This window comes from Beduinella massiliensis (assembly GCF_900199405.1).
In the GTDB taxonomy this organism is placed as follows: domain Bacteria; phylum Bacillota; class Clostridia; order Christensenellales; family Aristaeellaceae; genus Beduinella; species Beduinella massiliensis.
Genome location: NZ_LT963430.1, coordinates 2,893,430 through 2,913,780, shown reverse-complemented (window position 1 = coordinate 2,913,780; position 20,351 = coordinate 2,893,430). Strand labels below are relative to the sequence as shown.

Below are 20,351 nucleotides of genomic sequence, written 5' to 3'. Positions count from 1 at the left end.
CCTTCGGTGCCGCCCGCCCTCTTTGCGTTTTCCCATCACTTCCTGAACGGAGGATTGCCTGTGGATAAAGCGATCGCGGTCGAAATGCGTGACGTTACCAAGCGATTCGGAAGCGTCGTCGCCAACGAGAACGCCTGCCTGGACGTGCGCAGGGGAGAGATACTCTCCGTGCTCGGCGAGAACGGCAGCGGAAAGACCACGCTCATGAACATGCTCTCCGGCATTTACTTTCCGGACGAGGGACAGATTTTCGTGGAGGGGAAGCCGGTGACCATCCGCTCGCCGCGTGACGCGTTTGAGCTGGGCATCGGCATGATCCATCAGCACTTCAAGCTCGTGGACGTGTTCACCGCCGCCGAAAACATCGTGCTGGGCCTGCCGGGCCCTGTGCAGCTGAACATGAACGAGGTACGCCGCAAAATTCTGGACCTCGCGAACAAGTACGGCTTTGAGCTGGACGTCAACCAGAAGGTTTACGACATGTCCGTGTCGCAAAAGCAGACCGTCGAAATCCTCAAGGTGCTCTACCGCGGCGCAAAGATCCTCATCCTGGACGAGCCGACGGCGGTGCTGACGCCGCAGGAGACGGAGCGCCTCTTTCGAATCCTCCGCAACATGCGGGAGGACGGCAAGGCGATCATCATCATCACGCACAAGCTGGCTGAGGTGCTCTCCCTTTCCGACCGCGTGAGCGTGCTGCGCAAGGGCCGTTCGGTCGGCACGGTCGATACGGTGGGCGCGAGCGTGCAGTCGCTCACGGAGTTGATGGTCGGCAAGCAGGTGACGCTGGACATCGAGCGTCCGGAGCCCGTGAATCCCCAGCGCCGCCTCGCCGTCAAGGATCTCACCTGCGTGAACCTCGAGGGCATCACGACGCTCGACCATGCGAGCTTCACCGCGCGCAGCGGCGAAATTCTGGGCATCGCGGGCGTCGCGGGCAGCGGACAGAAGGAACTGCTCGAGGCGATCGCGGGCCTTCAGCCGGTGCAGACGGGCGCGGTTTCGTTCTTCCCGAAGGACGGGGACGTGGTGGATACCACGCACATGAGCGCGGAGGAGATCGACAAGCTGGGCATCCATCTGGCTTTCGTGCCGGAGGATCGCCTGGGCATGGGGCTCGTGGGCTCGATGGACATCACGGAGAACATGATGCTGCGTACCTATCGCGAGGGGCGCTCCTTCTTCGCGGACAAGCGCAATCCGCGAAAGCTTGCGGAGCGCATCGTCAAGCAGCTCGAGGTCGTGACCTCCGGCATCGGCGCGCCGGTTCGGCGCATGTCGGGCGGCAACGTACAAAAGGTGCTCGTCGGGCGCGAAATCGCCTCCGCGCCGAGCGTGCTGATGGTCGCCTACCCCGTGCGCGGGCTGGACATTAACTCTTCGTATACGATCTACCGCCTGCTCAACGAGCAGAAGGTAAAGGGGTCTGCGGTCATCTGCGTGGGCGAGGACCTAGACGTGCTGCTGTCGCTGTGCGACCGGATTATGGTGCTGTGCGGGGGCCGGGTGACGGGCATCGTGGATGCGCGCACCGCGACCAAGGAATCGGTCGGTGAACTGATGACGCGTTCGGAAAGGGCGCGGGGGGAGGAGGAGAAGGCAGGATGAGCATTACCGCAACACCGGCTAAGGAGCCGCGGCTGCATATCGTGAAGCGCGACGGCCTCCCGTGGCATCGGGCCCTTCTCATCCGCGCGGCGGCGCTGCTGCTCTCCCTGTGCGTCTGCGCGGTGGTGATCTTCGCGCTGACGGGCATGAATCCGCTGGAGGTCTACAAGGCCTATGTCAGCGGCGCGGTGGGCACGAACCGCCGCCTCTGGACGACGATTCGGGATAGCGCGACCCTGCTGCTGATCGCGCTTGCGATCACCCCGGCCTTCAAGATGCGCTTTTGGAATATCGGCGCGGAAGGGCAGGTGCTCGTGGGCGGCCTGGCGACCGCGGCAGTCATGATCTATGGCGGCGGTGCGCTGCCGACGTGGCTGTTGTTTGTGCTCATGGCGGCGGCGAGCCTTTTGGCAGGCATGATCTGGGGCATCATTCCGGCCTTTTTTAAGGCGAAGTACAATACGAACGAGACGCTCTTTACCCTGATGCTCAACTACGTGGCGATGCAGCTGGTGACGTTCAGCATCGTGTTTTGGGAAAACCCGAAGGGTTCCAACACCGTGGGCATCATCCATCAAGGCACGGAATACGGCTGGTTTGCGCCGCTCTTCGGCCAGAAGTACGGGATCAACGTGCTGATCGTGCTCTCGATTACGGTGCTGATGTTCATCTACCTGCGCTACAGCAAGCCGGGCTATGAGATCGCCGTGGTTGGAGAGAGCGAGAATACCGCGCGCTACGCGGGCATCAACGTGGGGCGCGTCATCCTGCGCACGATGGCCATTTCCGGCGCGCTCAGCGGCCTGGCGGGGTTCATCATCGTATCGGGATGCAGTCACACCATCTCCACCAGCACGGCGGGCGGGCGCGGATTTACTGCGATCATCGTCAGCTGGCTTGCAAAGTTCAACCCCTTTACGATGATCCTCATCGCGTTCTTTCTCGTGTTCATGGAAAAGGGCGCGATTCAGATCGCCTCGCAGTTCAACCTCAACGAGAACGCCTCGGACGTGCTGACGGGCATCATCCTGTTCTTCATCCTGGGCTGTGAATTCTTCATCAACTACAAGGTGAGCCTGCGCCGCCACGGCAGAAAGGAGATCAAGGGATGAATACGATCCTGATCTTTATTCAAAAGGCCATTGCGCAGGGCATCGGCATTCTGTTCGGCGCCTCGGGCGAAATCCTGACGGAAAAGAGCGGAAACCTTAATCTCGGCGTGCCGGGCATGATGTACATGGGCGGCATTGCGGGTCTGATCGGCGCGTTCCTGTACGAAAAGGCCGCGGCCGTGCCGAATGCATTCGTCGGTTTTCTGATCTCCTTCGTCTGCGCATTCCTCTGCGCAGCGCTTGGCGGGCTGATCTACAGCGTGCTGACGATCTCCCTGCGCGCAAACCAGAACGTGACGGGCCTCGCGCTGACGACGTTCGGCGTAGGCTTTGGCAACTTCTTCGGCGGCTCGCTCTCCAGACTGGCGGGCGGCGTGGGCCAGATTTCCGTTGCGGTCACCGCGGGCGCCTACCGCGCGAAGATTCCCTTCCTCAGCGACATTCCGGTCCTCGGCGACATCCTCTTTTCCTACGGCTTTTTGACCTACCTCAGCCTCGTCGTGGCCGTGGTGCTCAGCTGGTTTTTGAATAAGACCCGCCAGGGGCTCAACCTGCGTGCGGTCGGCGAAAACCCTGGCACCGCGGATGCGGCGGGCGTGAACGTCACGCGCTACAAGTACCTGGCGACGTGCATCGGCGGCGGCATCGCGGGCCTGGGCGGTCTGTACTTCGTGATGGAGTACTCCGGCGGCACGTGGACGAACAACGGCTTCGGCGACCGCGGATGGCTGGCGGTGGCGCTGGTCATCTTTGCTCAGTGGAAGCCGGTCAAGGCGATCTGGGGTTCGATCCTCTTCGGCGGTCTGTATATCCTTTACCTTTACATCGCGGGTCTTGGGCGCAGCATGCAGGAAATCTTCAAAATGCTGCCCTATGTGGTGACGATCGTGGTGCTTGTCCTCGCGTCGCTGCGCAAGAAGCGCGAAAACCAGCCTCCGCAGAGCCTGGGCACCGCTTACTTCAGGGAAGACAGATAATTTTTACACGTTAAGGAGGCTTTTTCATGAGCGATTCGGTTCTTTCCTGGCTCTTTGAAACCAAGGCCGTGCGCGTCTGCCCGGAGGGAGCGCCCTTCTGGTACACCTCCGGCAAGCTGGGGCCGTTTTACATCAACACGCACTTTCTTTACGGCAGCCAGCGGGCGGCGGAAGAGCTCCTTTCCGTCATCGAGCAGGCGGCGGCGGGCGACCGCCTTGCGTTCGCGCGCACGGTGCTTGCGCACGTACGCCGTCAATATGCAGAAAATGAGATCTATCGCCGTCTGATGAACCAGATGGTGGAGGCGGCGCGCGCTATGGAATTTGATTTCGTCTCGGGCGGCGAACGTCGCGACTTCTTCTTCTCTCTGCTCATCGCGGACAGGCTGGGCAAGCCGCATGTCTCCATTTTTAAGGACATGGAAACCGTGTACGACGAGGCGGGCTTTGAAACCTCATGCAGGGCGTCGGAGGCGGAGCTGACCGGCAAGTGCGCACTGCACGTCGCCGATCTGGTGACGGAAGCCTCCAGCTACGTGCGGGCGTGGATTCCGGCGGTCGAGGCGCTGGGGGCGAAGATCGCGGCGAGCGTCGCGGTCGTGGACCGCGATCAGGGCGGACGAGAGGTTCTGGCAAACGCGGGCATCCCGCTGACGACGCTGGTGAAGATCGAGCCTTCGCTCTTCGAGACGGCACACCGCTTGGGCGTCGTGACGGAAGAGCAGCTTTCCATGGTGCTGTCCTTCATGAACGACCCGAATCGCTTTATGCACGACTTCTTCGCGGCGCACCCGTCGTTTCTCGCGGAGCAGAAGGCGCTGGGCGGCAAGGCGAAGGAACGCGCGGAACTGTGCATTCAGAAGGGATTTGACAGGCTGTAATGTCCGTTTGGGAAACGGATGATCGACGAAGTGCTGTCATGGGAGGGGAAATGTACGAAGAGAAGCCTTTCCCTTTATTCTGCACGGGGCCATCGGTTTTGCCAATGGCCAGAGGAGGGACGATGCCGGTCCCTCTTTTTTCGTTTCCCAAAGGGATAACACGACCGGCCGCGCGCAGGTTTGTCATTTCCAGCGGGATATGCTATAATTTGCTTCAAACGATGGAATAAAACCGCAGAAACCGGTCTAAGAGGTGGAGGATGGAACGGTTAACTTTGATAAAACCCAACGCCGCTTTTTCCGCAGAGATCGCGTCGTACCGCCGGGCGTTTTTGGAGGATGGAAGCTCCTTGGACGGCTGCGGTTCCCTAAAGCGGATGGAGAATCCGGTGGATTGGCTCGCTCAGGTCGAGAAGATGGCGCGAAAAGAGACGGTTCCCGCGAATGGCGTGCCATCGACGCAGTTCATCTATGTGCGGGAGAAGGACGGCAGAATCGTCGGGATGATTCAGGCCAGACATTGCTTCAACGACTTTCTGCGGATATACGGGGGGCACATCGGCTATTCGGTTCGTCCTTCTGAACGCAGGAAGGGCTATGCGACCCAAATGCTGCAAGACAGCCTGCCGTTTTGCAGGGAAATCGGCCTTGAAAGGGTGCTGATCACCTGTATCGACGCGAATATCGGCAGCAAAAAGGCGATCATGGCAAACGGCGGCGTTTACGAATCCACCGTGTTTGAGCCGAAGGGCCAGGTGCATCTCGAAAGGTACTGGATCGACCTTTCCCAACGCTGAAATTCGGTTGTTCGCGTAGCTGCACGCTGAATGTCCAAGATCGGGAGGGGGCGCCTATGTTGACGCTGCGCTACCGCCTGCGGCCGGAGGACGAATCCTTGACACTGCGCGCCGTGCTGCGCGAGCGTCTGGGCTTGTCCTGCGCCCAGACTGGCGGGCTGAAAGGAAAAGCCGAACTGGACGGACGGACGGTTTACCTGAACCAGCGGGGCGCTGCGGGCAGCCTTTTAACCCTGACGCTGCCGTCTGAAACGACGGCCGTGCGGCCCGTCTGGGGATCTGTGCGCGTGCTTTATGAGGACGACGCGCTGCTGGCGCTGCACAAGCCTGCGGGCATCGAGACGCACCCGCATCGGGGCGGCGTTTCCCTGCTCAACATCGCGCTGGGGTATGTCCGGAAGCGTGAACCGTCGGTCTGTTTGCACCCCGTTCACCGCCTGGATGTGGGAACGGAGGGCGTTTTGCTTTTCGCCAAGCATGGATGCGCGCAGGCATTGCTGATGAAGGAGATGGAGGAAGGCTCCTTTCGCAAGGAATACATCGGCGTCGTACGGGGCAGCTTCATCCCGCCGGCAGGATCGATCCGTCTTCCGATCGCCCACGACCCCGCACGCGGCGCCGCGAGGTTTGTCTCCTCTATAGAGGGAAAGGATGCATGGACGGACTATGAAACCGTCCGCAGCGGCATGATAGACGGCGTAGACGCCAGCCTCGTTCGCTTTCTTCTTCATACGGGCAGGACGCACCAGATTCGTGTGCACGCGGCGGCGCTGGGTCATCCGCTGCTGGGCGATCCGCTGTACGGCGGGGGAGGAAAAGAAGGCATGTACCGGCTGTGCGCGACGCGCCTCGCGTTTCCTCATCCGTTCACAGGCCGTCCTGTTCAGGTCGAAACGGCGCCTTCATGGGATCTGTCCGAGGTATAAAATGGGAAAAAGGGCTGAAAAGGCCCTTTTTGCGTGCAAGAAGGGGTGTTTACCATCCATTGCCAGCCTCCGTAGTGGAATAAATGACGGTCAATGCCCGTTTTGATGTGTGAAAGGCGGTGCGGAAGCGACCCCCGTGCCTGCCGAAAATAAAGAGGAGGTTTTCTCTATGATTACGAAATCCTACAAGTCCGGGTCGTACAAAAGATGCGCGATGTTCCTGATGCTCTGCTTCCTGTGTGTATTCCCTCTGCTGGCGATGGCCGGTGATACGGCGATCGTCAAGGGCGGCGCGCTGAACCTGCGCGAAGAGGCGAGCACGGACGCCAAGGTCCTCGGTCAATATCCGACGGGCACCTGGGTTGACATCATCGAGCGCGGAGACACCTGGCACAAGGTGCAGGTCGGCGGCAAGACCGGCTACATGATGGCCAAGTACCTGTCCAGCGGCAATGACAGCGTGATCGCCACGGCGACGGTCAACACGAATACGCGTGGCCTGAACCTGCGTACCGCTCCGAGCGAAAGCGCCGACATCATCACTTCTTATCCGAAGGGCACCAAGGTCGAGGTGCTGCAGAAGGGTTCTGCCTGGTATCGTGTGCAGGTCGGCGGCAACGTCGGCTACATGTCCGCGAAGTATCTGAGCACCGGTTCTTCCGGCGGTTCTTCCGGCGGCAGCTCCAGCGTCGTCGCGAACGGCGTGGTCAACAACCCCAAGAGCACGCAGGTTCTGATGCTGCGTGAGAAGGCCTCCCAGGACAGCAAGGTGCTCGGCTATTATAAGAATGGCACCAAGGTTCAGATCCTCAAGAAGGGTTCGACCTGGCACGAAGTCAAGGTGGACGGCAAGCACGGCTACATGATGGCCAAGTACGTGAAGATTACCTCTTCGCCGAAGAGTGCGACGCTGTACAACCCGAACGGAAACTCCATCGTCAACTTCCGCAAGGGCCCGAGCCTGAGCAGCACCGTGCTGGCTACCTACAAGGTGGGCACGAAGGTGACCGTGCTCGACAAGGGCACGGACTGGACGCTCGTTGAAATCAACGGCAAGACCGGTTACATCAGCACCTACTTCCTGCGCTTCTAAGCGCAAATGAAAGTCCGCCGAAGCATGCGCTTCGGCGGACTTTTAGGTTGAAACGATGCGCGGGATCCCGCGCATCGACGCGCAGCCGTTACAGGCGTTCGAACAGATAGCAGCTTTCCATCACCGTCAACAGCTGTGAATGGGTGCGCAGCGCCGGCGTAATGTCCTCTTCTTCGCATAGAAGCAAAGCGCCGGCTTCGGACTGCAGAAAACGGTCGATTCCGCCGTCCTCACAGCGGGCGTCCATGCACAATTCGGCCTGTAAAAGCTCCGCCTGCTGCCAATCCCCTGTGCGATAGAGCCTGCGGCCCCTGAAGGCATGATCCTGCAGCGCGCTTTTCATAAAGACCTGCATCATGCTGTCGGAGCGGCTGGACCGCACCCTTTGCAGGTTGCTGCTCAGGTTGGGCAGGAGGAGGGCGGCGCATAGCAGCAGCAGCGCCGCATTGGGCCAGAACGTTTTGAACGTAAGACGGCGCAGGAGCGCGGCAAGCGAAGCGGAAGCGGCGATTATCAAAGGCAAAAAGGCCGGATAAGCGTACCAGGAAATTTTTGTCCGGGGGAAAGAAATGCACAGGAGCGTGACCGTAAACCACAGCAGCAGCGTTTGAGCGCGTGCGGAGAGAGGCTGAGAGCTTGCGGTGCGTTGAGCCAGGCCGTAACAGCATAGGCATATGCAGGCGAAGAAATCGGGTTTCTGCCTGAAAAAATCGACGTAGTAAAGCAGGCCGCCTGGATGCCCCTCCAGCGCTTCGCCGCTGCGCCGAAGGAGATCGTAGCCGATCATCTGTCTGAAAAAGGCGGGGCCGTCCGGCTGAACAAAGCGGAACGCAGCCCAGGCAAAGATGGGGAGAAAAGAGCTGCACAAAAAGAGGAACCACTGACGCGGACGGAGGCGGAAGAACGTCCCTGTAAGCAGGAGAAACAAACCGCCGATGGCCACGATAGAAAGAGCGTGAAAGCTCTTGGACAGAAACGCAAGGCTGAAGAAGAAGCCCGCCGCGTAAAGCGCTTGAGGCTTTTGCGGGATATAGGACATGCTCAGCATGGAAAGGGTAAAGAAGAGGATGTAAATCGCGTCGGGATCGCCCGAGCGTCCCCAGTGGTCGAAGTAAAGACAGGAATAGCATAGCGAGATGAAAAGGCAGCAAAGCGAGGCCGTTTTTCCGTAGTGCTTCAACGTGTAGACCGCGATCAGCAGGATCGTGCAAAAGAGCGAAAGGGCGGAGAAGAAGCGAAGCCCCAGCTCGTTATAGCCGAACAGGCGATACCCGAGCGCGATCGCCCAGGTGACGAGCGGCGGCTTTAGGTTGTACATGTCAGGCGCATAGGCATACGTGTTCACCGCAGGGTTTCCGCCTTGCAGCATTTCGTAGGCGTTGACGCCGTGACGCGCTTCGTCCCAGTTTGCGATAGCGGCACGATCGAGCTTATAAAAGCAGAGAAACGCAGCAATGCAGACCAGAGACGCAAAGCAGAGCGCAAAGAGCGCCTCACGGGAATGCTTTCGAACGGATACCATGTGCATGTAACACTCCTTATCAGCGTGATAAACACCGCCCACCGTCTGTTTCCACGGTGGGCGGATTCGGTTTTATCGCTACCTTTTCAGCGACGCGGGAAGGCGCCGGAGCAGCCGGTGCAGGAAGTAGAGCAGCGCGCAGTTGACCGGATAACACAGCGCATTTTTGAGCAGCCGCACGGGCAGCAGCGCCATCATCGCGCTGCCGCCGGTCATCGAGCGCCAGAGCGTGTTGAGCAGCACGTGGCAAAGCAGGTCAACGACGAGCTGCGCTACGAGCACGTGCCACAGACGCACCTCACGCCGGTAGAAGAACAGGCCGTAAAGCAGGCCGACCAGCAGGGCGGTGAGCGTATAGCCGGGGAAATAAGCTCCCGCGGGGAAGAGGAAGCAGGCCAGGATGTCGGCCAGCGCGCCGTGCACGCCCGCGACGACGGGGCCGAACAGCGTAGCCGTCGCCGCGATGGTGAGAAAGCCGAACGTGATGCGCATGTCCGCGGTGACGTAGACCGCCACAGAGGAAAGAGCGAGCTGCATGGCGATGAGGACGCCCGTGAGCGCGAGCGTGTACGTTCGCCTGAGCGACGAGGCAGACGCGGAGAAGGATGAGCCGACAGAAATATGCTGCATGAAAAAAGCACCTCCCGCAAATCGGAAAGGAACGGATTCGCAGAGGTGCCCGAAACAGAAGGGCAGTCGGGGTCGGCTCAGCCACCGCGAAGCCATAAAGGCTTCTTCGTCCCATGGTATTCCCGTACATGAGCACTTGACGCGCCTGAACCGTCATCGCCTTGGCGATCCCTGCCATCTGACGAATCACAGGAGACAGCCTTATTATAAGGGCAGCGCACAGGAATTGCAATAGAAATCAGCGGTCCGGGCCAAAGCTTTCCAGAAATACGCGCGCCGCGCGGTAGCGCTCCAGCCGCTCAGCCTCCCTTGGACCGATGTGCTCCAGCCGCGTGACGTCCATGTTGTGGCGAAGGTCCGCCAGCTTGACGGCGCGCGCGACGGGGTCCTTGGCGAGCCGCGCCACGTAGTCCGCATAGGGGACGGCCCTGTCGTGCGTGAGCAGGGAAACGGACTCCAGGACGCGTTCGGGAAATCCTTCCGCACGCAGGTCGCTGAGCGTGAGCTTCGTATCCTCGACCACGTCATGCAGCAGCGCGACGGCGGTGGCGGTCTCGTCCTTCATCTGCTCCGCGAGGTGCAGCGGGTGAAAGATGTAGGGCACGCCGTCCCACTCGACCTGCCCGTGATGGGCGGCATAGGCGATGCGCAGGGCCTTGCGCGTCAGCGGAGTGTAGATCATGCTGAAGACCTCCTCGTCTTTTGTTATTCGCGGCAGGGCAGCCCCGAATCGTAGCTCATGGAGCCGAGAATGCCTGACAGCTCCGTCTCCGCCATTTCACCGGCCAGATACGCCCGGCCGGCGGAGACGAACGACGCAGCCCGCGCCTTGGCGGCAGCCAGCAGCTCCGGAACGCTGTCCCTCCGTTCACCGGATTCAAAGGGGCTTTCCCAGGTGTCCCGCGCGAGGTTTAAAAAATCCCCTTCCGGCAGGCGCGTGGGCACCATGTGCGCATGCAGCGTCTTTTTCAGGCCGAAGGGACGGGCCAGCGCGCCGAAGACCGCATATTTGGTGCCGCCTGGGCTGTGCAGAATGCGCGTGAGCGCCGCGCTGTCTTTGAACGCGTGTTGGAAAAAGGCGGGCTGAACGTGCACATCGGAATAGGTTTCAAGCACCGCGGTGCAGAGCAGTTTTGCGATTTCCTCGCATTCGTCGGGGCGAAGCGCGGCGACGCCCGCCATATGGCGGGGTGTGCCGGTTTCGTGCCCCTCTATTCGGTAGAGCCACGCGTCGAGCGCGTGTTCGAGCGTGCAGTGCAGGTTCGTTGAATACTTGCCTTCCGGCGCGTTTGCGTGCGCGTAGACAAAGGGATGAAACGTGGTGTCCGTCGCATAGTGCGTCAGAAAGCCCAGCGCATAGTCACGCTGGGCAGGCGTCTTCGCACTGCGCAGCAGGGAGAGCAGAAATGCGCCCGTGCGCGACTTGTGCAGGCGGCTGCCGAGCGCGAAGGGCAAAGGCGCGCCCTTCGCATGGTGGAAGCAATAGAAGAGGGGGTCGGGTCCCTCGGCGCCGGCGAGCGCGGCGGGGCTGCCGCCAGTCACGGCGCGGGCGACGGACTGATGCAGATAGGATGCGGGCATGCGCTGTCTCCTTTGGTTCATTGACCGGTATGATGTTGAAAACAAGATATAGGTTCGCCTTGCTTGACTTGTTTTCCTGCTTGTGCTACAATGGTGCCCGCTTTTAAAAGTTTGACGGCTAATCGTTGCGCGAAAAACCGGGGAGGAAGACAGTATGGAGGGCGAATATCACGCGCTGCTTCAGTCAATGATGCGATTTAACAGGCATTGCTTTCTGATATCTTATGCGCAGCTGGAGGCGCTCGGCCTGTACCCGGGTCAGCCGCAGATGCTGATGGCGCTCATGCACAGGGAAGACATCAGCCAGCGGGAGCTCGCCGAGGCGATGTCCGTCAAACCGGCTACGCTGACGGTCATGCTTCGCCGCATGGCCGGCAAGGGACTCGTGCAGCGCCACACGGACGAACACGACCAGCGCGTGACGCGCCTGCGGCTGACGCCGGAGGGGCGGGCGGTGGTCATGCGGCTGAAAGATACGATTGAACAGATGGGAAAGGACATCTTCGGGACGCTGACGCAGGAAGAGCGGCGGCAGCTTTCCGACATGCTCGAGCGGCTCAGCGCCGCCATCGCGGGAAAATTGCCTAAGGAGGAATCTTCGAGCTTATGAAACGACTGCTTCATTATTTGCGCCCTTACCTGAAATGGGCCCTTTGCGCGATCGGGCTGGTCGTGGTGCAGTGCCTGGTGGAACTGCTGCTGCCCTCGGTCAACGCGAAGATTACCAACGAAATCATTCGTCCGGAGCCCAGCGTCGCCTTCGTGCTGCAGCAAGGCGGCATCATGCTGCTCTTCGTGCTGCTGTCGGCCGCGGCGACGGTCGTGGCAGGCTACTTTTCTTCGCGCGCGGCCATGGGCTTTGGCAAGGAACTGCGCGGCGCGATCTTTCACAAGGTCGAATCCTTCTCGCAGGAGGACATGAACCGCTTCGGCGCGCCGTCTCTCATCACGCGCACGACCAACGACGTACAACAGGTGCAGAACGTCGTCATGATGTTCATGCGCATGATGGTCATGGCACCGCTGATGTGCCTGGGCGGCGTGGTCATGGCGCTGTCGCAGGACGTGGCGCTCTCCTGGGTCATCGTCGCGGCGCTGCCGCTGATCGCGGGTTTGATCGTGCTCGCGATCAAAAAGGGACTGCCCTACTTCATGTCGATGCAGAAGAAGATAGACCGCATCAATCTGGTGCTGCGCGAGGTGCTCAGCGGCATGCGCGTCATCCGCGCCTTCGGCCGCACGCACGACGAGGAGCGCCGCTTTGAGGAAGCCAACCTTGACCTGAAGGACGTATCCACGCGCGTGGGCAAGCTGATGGGCATCATGATGCCCGGCATGATGCTGATCCTCAATCTCGTCACCGTGGCGATCCTCTGGTTCGGTTCCAAGCGCATCGACATGGGGGCCATGAACGTCGGCGCCATGCAGGCCTTCATCAATTATGCGACAATGATCCTGATGTCTCTGATGATGCTCAGCATGATCTTCGTCATGCTGCCGCGCGCGCAGGCCTCGGCCGAGCGCATCGTAGAGGTGCTCTCCGTGGAGCCGTCCATGGAAGACCCAGAACACCCGGCGGAGCGCCTGCCCGCGCGCGGAGAGGTCGCCTTTGAGGACGTGCGCTTCGCCTACCCCGGCGCGCAGGAGGACGTGCTCTCGCACATCGCGTTTACGTCGCATGCGGGGGAGACGACCGCGATCATCGGCTCGACCGGCAGCGGCAAGTCCACGCTGATCGACCTGATCCCCCGCATGTTCGACGTCTCCGGCGGACGCATCCTGCTTTCGGGCACGGACGTGCGCGACATGACGCAGGCGCAGCTTCGCGCGCGCATCGGCTACGTGCCGCAGAAGGCGTTTCTGTTCAGCGGTACGATTCGCTCCAACCTGAACCAGGGGCTGGAGGGCGCGACGGATGAGCAGATGTGGCAGGCACTGCGTACGGCGCAGGCGGAGGACTTCGTGCGCGCGCTGCCCGATGGGCTGGACGCCCCCGTCGCTCAGGGAGGCACGAACTTCTCCGGCGGCCAGCGCCAGAGGCTGTGCATCGCCCGGGCGCTGATCCGGCATCCCGAGGTGTACATCTTCGACGACAGCTTCTCCGCGCTGGACTTTGAGACGGACGCTCGCCTTCGCAGGGCGCTTGCGGCGCAGACGAAGGAGGCCACGGTGTTCATCGTCGCGCAGCGCATCTCGACGATCCGCCACGCGGACCGCATCGTGGTGCTCGACGACGGCCGCATCGCCGGCATAGGCACGCACGAAGAATTGATGGAGGGCTGCGAGGTCTACCGGCAGATCGCCCTGTCGCAGCATGCAGAGGAGGAGAAAGCCTCATGATGGGACCGGGACGCGGCCATCGCGGCCGCAAAGGAGCGCAGGCAACCGCCCGCGCCAAGAACTTTAAGGGGTCGTTTCGGCGGCTGCTCGGCGAGTTTAAGCCGCTGCGCATGAAGCTGGTGCTGGTGCTGTTTGCCGTGGTCGCGGCGAACATCTTCAACATCACCGCTCCGCGCATGGTGGAGCACGCGATCGACATCGTGACGGACGCGCTGGGCCTGGGTACGGGCATCGACTTTTCCATGCTCGCCCGCGTGCTCGTAGGCCTGCTGTGCCTGTACGTGCTTTCCTCCGTCTTCCGTTACTTTCAGGAGGTGCAGATGGTCGGCGTGACGCAGGACGTCATGTTTACCCTGCGCCGCAAGGTAGACGAAAAGATGGGGCGGCTGCCGCTTTCCTATTTCGACCACAACGAGCGCGGCGACATCCTTTCCCGCGCGACGAACGACATCGACAACGTCGCCAACTCCATGCAGCAGAGCGTCACGCAGGTGCTCAGCGCCGTGGTCACGCTCATCGGCGTCCTGATCATGATGCTTTCCCTGTCGCCGCTGCTCACGCTCATGACCATCCTGATGCTCCCGCTCATCATGGCGGGCACGATGTTCATCACGCGCCGCTCACAAAAGCTCTTCGTAAAGCAGTGGGCGGTCACCGGCGACCTGAACGGCCATATCGAGGAGATGTTCACCGGCCACAGCGTGGTCAAGCTCTACGGTCAGGAGGAGAACTCCATCCGGCGCTTTGAGGAGCAGAACGAGGAACTGTATACCGTCGGCTGGAAGGCGCAGTTCCTCTCCAGCCTCATCCACCCGATGATGAACCTCATCGGCAACCTCGGCTTCATCGGCGTGTGCGTGGTGGGCGCGCTGATGGTCATCTCCGGACGCATGAGCGTCGGCGGCGTGACGGCCTTCATCACCTACAACAAGCAGTTCACACAGCCGATCAGCCAGGTCGCCAACATCATGAACGTGCTGCAAAGCGCCGTAGCGAGCGCCGAACGCGTGTATGAACTGCTCGACGAGCCGGAGGAGATTGAGAGCGAGGACAAGGGCGTCAGCCTCGCGCACGCGAAGGGCGCGGTGACCTTTGAACACGTGGATTTCGGCTATACCGACGACAAGACGCTGATTCAGGACATGAACCTGCACGTAGAGCCCGGACAGATGGTGGCCATCGTCGGCCCTACGGGCGCCGGCAAGACGACGCTCGTCAATCTGCTGATGCGCTTTTACGACGTAAAGGCCGGACGTATCCTGATCGACGGCGTGGACATCAAGACCCTGCCGCGCGAAAAACTGCGCGAAGCGCTGGGCATGGTGCTGCAGGACACCTGGCTCATCAGCGGCACGATCCGGGAAAACATCGCTTACGGCAAGAAGGGCGCGGACGAAGCGGCCATCCTGCGCGCGGCGAAGGCGGCGGGCGTCGATCACTTCGTGCGCACGCTGCCGGAGGGATACGACACCCTCCTGCTGGAGGACGCGCGAAACATCTCGCAGGGCCAGCGTCAGCTGCTGACCATCGCGCGCACGCTGCTTTCCGATCCGCCGATCCTGATTCTGGACGAGGCGACCAGCAGCGTCGACACGCGCACCGAGGTGCTCATCCAGGAGGCGATGCGCAGGCTCATGGCCGGGCGCACGAGCTTCGTGATCGCCCACAGGCTTTCGACCATCCGGGGCGCGGACGTGATCCTCGTCATGCAGGACGGAAGCATCGTGGAGACGGGTACGCACGACGAGCTGATGGCGAAGGGCGGCGCGTACGCGCGGCTTTACAACAGCCAGTTTGCGGGCGAGGAAGAGGCAAGTGCATAATAGAGGACCTTTTCCTGCAAAACAGAGGAAAAATATAAAAAACACTTGATTCAGGGAACCGGGAATTGTATAATAGGCGACATGGATGATGCGGCGGGTATACGCGCGTTTCCATGGAGCGATTGCGACGGGTGCACGCAGCGCGTGCGCCCTTTTGCAATAGAAGGATTAGTAGGAGGAGATCGCCATGAAAAAACTCACCGCCATCGTGCTGTGCGTGGCCATGCTGCTGATGAGCGTTTCCGTCTTTGCGGACGACGCGGCAGGCGAAATCACCATTGCGCTGATCACGAACACCACGGGCGACTATGCCCAGTACGGTATCCCTGTTCATAACGCCGCGATGCTGTATATCAACCAGCTGAACGCGGCGGGCGGTATCGGCGGCAAGACCGTCAAGGTGCTCGAGTACGACGACAAGGCCGACGGCATCGAGACCGTCAACGCCTTTAACCTAGCCATGGACAACGGCGTCACCGCCGTCATCGGCTCCGTGCTGACGGGCGCGACCATCGCGCTGGCCGACGCGACCTATGAGGTGAACATGCCGCAGATCACCGCTTCCGCGACGGCGGCGGGCGTCACCATGATCGACCCGGACGACCCGGAGAGCGAGCTGCGCACCAACGTGTTCCGCTCTTGCTTCATCGATCCGTTCCAGGGCGAAAAGATGGCGGACTATGCGTTTAACAAGCTGGGCGCCAAGAAGGCCGCGATCCTCTTCGAGACGGGCAACGATTACTCCGAGGGCTTGAAGGATGCGTTCGTGTCCAAGGCCAGCGAGCTGGGCCTTGAGATCGTGGCGACCGAGGCGTTTGCCACGGGCGACCGCGATTACCGCGCGCAGATGACCAACATCGCCGCGCAGGCGCCGGACGTCGTCTTCTGCCCCATCTACTACGGCGAAGCGGGCCTGGCCATCACGCAGGGCCGTCAGGTGGGCATCACCGCGACGTTCCTGGGCGGCGACGGCTTTGGCGGCATCAAGGATTACGCCACCGCCGAGGACCTGGAGGGCAGCGTGTACTGCTCCGGCTACGCCCCGGGCACCGAGTCCGTCGCGCAGTTCGAGAAGGACTACGAGGCCGCTTACGGCGAGCCCGTGCCGAACATGTTCGCCCCGCTTGCGTACGACGCCGCGATGCTGCTGTGCAACGCGCTGGCGAGCGCGGAGGAGACGGGCGCTGAGGCTGGCTCCGAGGAGTACAAGCAGGCCGTCATCGACGCGCTGGCCGCTAACGACGGCACGGAGGGCATCACCGGTTCCTACACGTTCGACGAGTACAACAACCCCATCAAGTCCGCTGCGATGATTCAGCTCCAGGGCGGCGAAGAGAAGTTCACCGAGCTGTACTAAGCCTCATATCGGCACCTATTTGAGCGGGGGGAAGTACAAATTCCCCCCGCATTGTCCTTATATGCGGGACGAAATTCCTGCTTCATGAGAGACGGACGTCCACTGGGCGTCTCCGCTTGGCGGGGGCGGCTAATGGACGTCCGTATCGCAGGCGCTGCGGGAGGTTGATTCCGCCGCAAGGAATGAAAGGACGTGACGCACGGATGTCCCTCGTTATCGCCCAGATCATCAACGGACTGCAGTCCGGATCCATTTATGCCCTGGTGGCGCTGGGCTACAGCATGGTATACGGCATTATCCTGCTGCTCAACTTTGCGCACGGCGACATCATCATGGTCGGCGCTTACATGACCTATTACGCAATCACCAGCTTTCACCTGCACCCGCTGCTTTCCGTCCTGCTCGCGGTGCTGGTGAGCACGCTGCTCGGCGTCGTTATCGAGAAGGTGGCTTATACGCCGCTTCGCAGCGCGCCGCGTCTGTCGCTTTTGATTACGGCCATCGGCGTTTCCTTCCTGCTTGAAAACGGTGCGCAGCTTCTGTTCGGCGCGGACACAAAGAGCATGGACACGATGGTAACCGGCAACCTCACGCTGGGCAGCGTGAACATCAGCTATGCCGCGCTGCTTACGATTGTGGTTTCGGTCGTCGCCATGCTGGCGCTCAGCTTCCTCGTGCAGGGCACGAAGCTGGGCAAGGCCATGCGCGCGGTTTCCGAGGACATGGGCGCTGCGCAGCTGATGGGCATCAACATCAACAGGACGATCTCCTTTACGTTTGCCGTCGGCTCGGCGCTGGCGGGGATCGGCTCGGTGCTCTACCTGTGCGCCTATCCGCAGGCCAGCCCCACCATGGGCTCGATGCTGGGTCTGAAGGCGTTCGTCGCCGCCGTGCTGGGCGGCATCGGCTCCATTCCGGGCGCTGTGATCGGCGGCTTCGCCATCGGCATGGCCGAAGCGCTGGTTTCCGCAGCGGGCCTATCCGTCTGGAAGGACGGCGTGGTCTTCGCCATCCTCATCGTGGTGCTGCTGGTGAGGCCGACCGGTATTCTGGGCCGTCCCGTGACGGAAAAGGTTTGAGGAGGTGCGCGATATGACGAGAAAGAAACGGATCTCCATGCCCGTTCGCTACGGCATCAACCTTTTGCTCACCATCGCCCTGTGGGCCGTGCTCTACGCGCAGATTCAAAACGGCGCGATCACCAACTACTGGTCCGGCATCCTGGTGACCGTCGGTATCAACATCATCCTCGCGGTATCGCTCAACATGGCGACCGGCTACCTGGGCCAGCTTCCGCTGGGACACGCGGGCTTCATGGCGGTCGGCGCGTACACGGGCGGCATCTTCATGAAGGCCACCCCCTTAGCTGAATTGCTCAAGGCGGGCGACATGGCGGCCTGCATCCCGTATATCATTCTGGCACTGCTGCTTTCCGGCGTGATGGCAGGCATTTTCGGTCTCATCATCGGCATCCCGGCGCTGCGCCTCAAGGGCGACTACCTGGCGATCATCACCCTGGGCTTTGGCGAAATTATCCGCGTCATCCTCACCAACATCGATTCGGTGTTGGGCTTCAAGTTCACCTACGGCGCGTCGGGCCTCAAGCGCATCCCCAAGACCTCCTCCTTCACGCTGGTGTTCATCTGCGTCGCGGTGACGTGCCTCGTGATCCACATGATCATGAAGTCTCGCCATGGACGCGCGATTCTCTCCATCCGCGAAAATGAAATCGCCGCGGAGGCCTGCGGCGTCAATACCACTTATTACAAGGTCATGGCATTCGTGGTATCCGCCTTCTTCGCGGGGATCGCCGGCTGCCTGTACGCGGGGTACCTGGGGTCCCTGTACCCCTCGACCTTCAAGTTCATGAAATCCATCGAAATTCTGGTGCTGGTGGTGCTGGGCGGCATGGGTTCGATGCTCGGCTCCGTCCTCTCGGCGACGGTGCTCACCATCCTGCCGGAGCTGCTGCGCGGCATCGCGGAATACCGCATGGTCGCCTATTCGCTGCTGCTGGTCGTCATGATGATCTTCCGCCCGAAGGGATTGCTGGGAACCTACGACTTCTCCCTCTCCCGCATTCTGGAGAAGGCATTGAACGGCGGCTTTAAGAAGGGGAAGGAGGCGGCTAAACCGTGAGTTATCGACGCATCCCGGAGCCCAAGCTGGTGCCGGTTCCGAATCCCAACATCATCCCGGAGCGCGACGTGGACAAGGCGCCCATTTTGGAGTGCCGCCACCTCGGCATCGACTTCGGCGGCCTGACGGCCGTGGGCGATTTCAACATGGCCATCGGCCGAACGGAGATCGCGGGCCTGATCGGCCCTAACGGCGCGGGCAAGACGACGGTGTTCAACCTGCTGACCAAGGTGTATCAGCCTACGCGCGGAACCATCTTGATGGACGGCCGCGACACGGCGGGCATGAACACTATCCAGGTCAACCGCGCGGGCATCGCGCGTACGTTCCAGAACATCCGCCTCTTCAAAAGCCTGACCGTGCTCGACAACGTGCTCATCGGTATGCAGGGCGGCATGCAGTACAACCTGGGCAGCGCCATCCTGCGCCTGCCGTCGTATTGGAAGGAAGAACGCAGTGCCCGTGCGCGCGCGCTGGAGCTGCTGTCGATCTTCGACATGCAGAACTTGGCGGATCACGAGGCCGGAAGCCTGCCCTACGGCGCGCAGCGCCGCCTGGAGATCGTGCGCGCGCTGGCGACCCGGCCCAAGCTGCTGCTGCTGGACGAGCCGGCGGCGGGCATGAACCCATCGGAGACGAGCGAGCTGATGGACAACATCGTCAAGATCCGCGATACGTTCCAGATCGCCATCATGCTCATCGAGCACGACATGAACCTCGTCATGGGCATTTGTGAGGGCATCTGCGTGCTCAACTTCGGCCAAATCATCGCCAAGGGCACGGCGGACGACATACAGAACAACCCGGAGGTCATCAAGGCTTATCTGGGCAGCGGCAAGGAGGGATGACGCCATGATGCTGAATGTCGATAACATCAACGTTTACTACGGCGCCATCCATGCCATCAAGGACGTATCCTTCCACGTGGAAGAGGGCGAAATCGTCACCCTGATCGGCGCGAACGGAGCGGGCAAGTCGACCATCCTCAAGACGATGTCGGGCCTGCTGCACAGCAAGACCGGCTCCATCGAGTTCATGGGGGAGAAGCTGGGCGGCGTTCAGCCGCACAAGATCGTCGAAAAGGGGCTCGCGCAGGTGCCGGAGGGCAGGCGCGTCTTCACCCAGATGACCGTGGAGGAAAACCTGGAGATGGGCGGTTACACGCAGCCCGGCGGCCAGATCGCCGCGGGCATTCAGGACGTGTTCAAGCGTTTCCCCCGGCTGGAGGAGCGCCGCAGGCAGATCGCGGGCACGCTCTCCGGCGGCGAACAGCAGATGCTGGCCATGGGCCGTGCGATGATGTCCAAGCCCAAGCTGCTCATGCTGGATGAACCCTCGATGGGCCTCGCGCCGCTGCTGGTCGAGCAGGTCTTCGACATCATCAAGGAGCTGCACAGGGCGGGCGTCACCATCCTTTTGGTGGAGCAGAACGCGCGCATGGCCCTGTCTGTCGCGGATCGCGGCTACGTGCTGGAAACGGGCCACATCATCCTGAGCGGCCCAGGGCAGGAACTGCTGTCGGATGAGGGCGTCAAGCGAGCGTACCTCGGCGGCTGATGCAAAAA

The 20,351-nt window shown here is 61.3% G+C and carries 19 protein-coding genes and 1 riboswitch; of the genes, 15 read left to right on the top strand and 4 right to left on the bottom strand.

From position 1 onward, the window contains the following. The first annotated feature begins 84 nt into the window (after positions 1-84). The 7 genes from C1725_RS14160 (at position 85) to C1725_RS14130 (ending at position 7,394) form a co-directional block, all read left to right on the top strand. Positions 85-1,608 carry an ABC transporter ATP-binding protein gene (locus C1725_RS14160; protein WP_428829603.1) on the top strand — a complete coding sequence of 508 codons (1,524 nt, stop codon included), beginning with the start codon at positions 85-87 and terminating at the stop codon, positions 1,606-1,608. Further along, positions 1,605-2,720 carry an ABC transporter permease subunit gene (locus C1725_RS14155; RefSeq protein WP_102412218.1) on the top strand — a complete coding sequence of 372 codons (1,116 nt, stop codon included), beginning with the start codon at positions 1,605-1,607 and terminating at the stop codon, positions 2,718-2,720. The genes C1725_RS14160 and C1725_RS14155 overlap by 4 nt, the downstream gene beginning before the upstream one ends. Beyond that, positions 2,717-3,697, top strand: a complete 981-nt coding sequence (locus tag C1725_RS14150; RefSeq protein WP_102412217.1) for an ABC transporter permease subunit — start codon at positions 2,717-2,719, stop codon at positions 3,695-3,697. The genes C1725_RS14155 and C1725_RS14150 overlap by 4 nt, the downstream gene beginning before the upstream one ends. A gap of 26 nt (positions 3,698-3,723) precedes the next feature. Continuing rightward, positions 3,724-4,578: an orotate phosphoribosyltransferase gene (locus C1725_RS14145; protein ID WP_102412216.1), complete on the top strand. Its 855-nt coding sequence runs from the start codon at positions 3,724-3,726 to the stop codon at positions 4,576-4,578. Between the two features lie 260 nt (positions 4,579-4,838). Next, positions 4,839-5,375, top strand: a complete 537-nt coding sequence (locus C1725_RS14140) for a GNAT family N-acetyltransferase (RefSeq protein WP_102412215.1) — start codon at positions 4,839-4,841, stop codon at positions 5,373-5,375. A 56-nt stretch (positions 5,376-5,431) separates the two neighbouring features. Beyond that, complete coding sequence (locus C1725_RS14135; RefSeq protein WP_102412214.1) at positions 5,432-6,301, top strand: pseudouridine synthase; 870 nt, start codon at positions 5,432-5,434, stop codon at positions 6,299-6,301. Positions 6,302-6,470: 169 nt separating this feature from the next. Continuing rightward, the gene (locus C1725_RS14130; protein WP_102412213.1) at positions 6,471-7,394 is read left to right on the top strand and encodes an SH3 domain-containing protein; all 924 of its coding nucleotides are present in this window, start codon (positions 6,471-6,473) and stop codon (positions 7,392-7,394) included. A gap of 88 nt (positions 7,395-7,482) precedes the next feature. Here the strand turns inward: C1725_RS14130 and C1725_RS14125 are convergent, their stop codons facing one another. From C1725_RS14125 to C1725_RS14110, 4 genes are all read right to left on the bottom strand, one after another. Continuing rightward, on the bottom strand, positions 7,483-8,916 hold the full coding sequence (locus tag C1725_RS14125) for an ArnT family glycosyltransferase (RefSeq protein ID WP_346026689.1): 1,434 nt from the start codon (positions 8,914-8,916) through the stop codon (positions 7,483-7,485). A gap of 78 nt (positions 8,917-8,994) precedes the next feature. Then, positions 8,995-9,546, bottom strand: coding sequence for a folate family ECF transporter S component (locus C1725_RS14120; protein WP_346026688.1), 552 nt, complete (start codon positions 9,544-9,546; stop codon positions 8,995-8,997). A 61-nt stretch (positions 9,547-9,607) separates the two neighbouring features. Then, positions 9,608-9,707: riboswitch (THF riboswitch) on the bottom strand. Positions 9,708-9,784: 77 nt separating this feature from the next. Next, positions 9,785-10,228: an HD domain-containing protein gene (locus C1725_RS14115; RefSeq protein WP_102412210.1), complete on the bottom strand. Its 444-nt coding sequence runs from the start codon at positions 10,226-10,228 to the stop codon at positions 9,785-9,787. A gap of 23 nt (positions 10,229-10,251) precedes the next feature. Next, the gene (locus C1725_RS14110) at positions 10,252-11,127 is read right to left on the bottom strand and encodes a zinc dependent phospholipase C family protein (protein ID WP_346026687.1); all 876 of its coding nucleotides are present in this window, start codon (positions 11,125-11,127) and stop codon (positions 10,252-10,254) included. Between the two features lie 154 nt (positions 11,128-11,281). Between C1725_RS14110 and C1725_RS14105 the strand changes: the two genes are divergently transcribed. The 8 genes from C1725_RS14105 to C1725_RS14070 all read left to right on the top strand — a co-directional run bounded on the left by C1725_RS14105 (position 11,282) and on the right by C1725_RS14070 (position 20,343). Beyond that, complete coding sequence (locus tag C1725_RS14105; protein WP_102412208.1) at positions 11,282-11,737, top strand: MarR family transcriptional regulator; 456 nt, start codon at positions 11,282-11,284, stop codon at positions 11,735-11,737. Next, on the top strand, positions 11,734-13,467 hold the full coding sequence (locus tag C1725_RS14100; RefSeq protein WP_102412207.1) for an ABC transporter transmembrane domain-containing protein: 1,734 nt from the start codon (positions 11,734-11,736) through the stop codon (positions 13,465-13,467). Before C1725_RS14105 ends, C1725_RS14100 begins: the two co-directional genes overlap by 4 nt. Then, entirely contained in the window at positions 13,464-15,290 is a 1,827-nt protein-coding gene (locus C1725_RS14095) for an ABC transporter transmembrane domain-containing protein (RefSeq protein ID WP_102412206.1), read from the top strand. Before C1725_RS14100 ends, C1725_RS14095 begins: the two co-directional genes overlap by 4 nt. A gap of 187 nt (positions 15,291-15,477) precedes the next feature. After that, the gene (locus C1725_RS14090) at positions 15,478-16,647 is read left to right on the top strand and encodes an ABC transporter substrate-binding protein (protein WP_102412205.1); all 1,170 of its coding nucleotides are present in this window, start codon (positions 15,478-15,480) and stop codon (positions 16,645-16,647) included. 203 nt (positions 16,648-16,850) lie between these two features. After that, the gene (locus C1725_RS14085; RefSeq protein WP_102412204.1) at positions 16,851-17,726 is read left to right on the top strand and encodes an ABC transporter permease subunit; all 876 of its coding nucleotides are present in this window, start codon (positions 16,851-16,853) and stop codon (positions 17,724-17,726) included. A gap of 13 nt (positions 17,727-17,739) precedes the next feature. Then, positions 17,740-18,786: an ABC transporter permease subunit gene (locus C1725_RS14080; protein WP_102412203.1), complete on the top strand. Its 1,047-nt coding sequence runs from the start codon at positions 17,740-17,742 to the stop codon at positions 18,784-18,786. A gap of 50 nt (positions 18,787-18,836) precedes the next feature. Further along, positions 18,837-19,634, top strand: a complete 798-nt coding sequence (locus C1725_RS14075; RefSeq protein ID WP_428829602.1) for an ABC transporter ATP-binding protein — start codon at positions 18,837-18,839, stop codon at positions 19,632-19,634. Between the two features lie 7 nt (positions 19,635-19,641). Next, a complete protein-coding gene (locus C1725_RS14070) occupies positions 19,642-20,343 on the top strand; it encodes an ATP-binding cassette domain-containing protein (protein WP_102413349.1) in 702 nt (233 codons plus the stop codon). Positions 20,344-20,351: the final 8 nt, after the last annotated feature.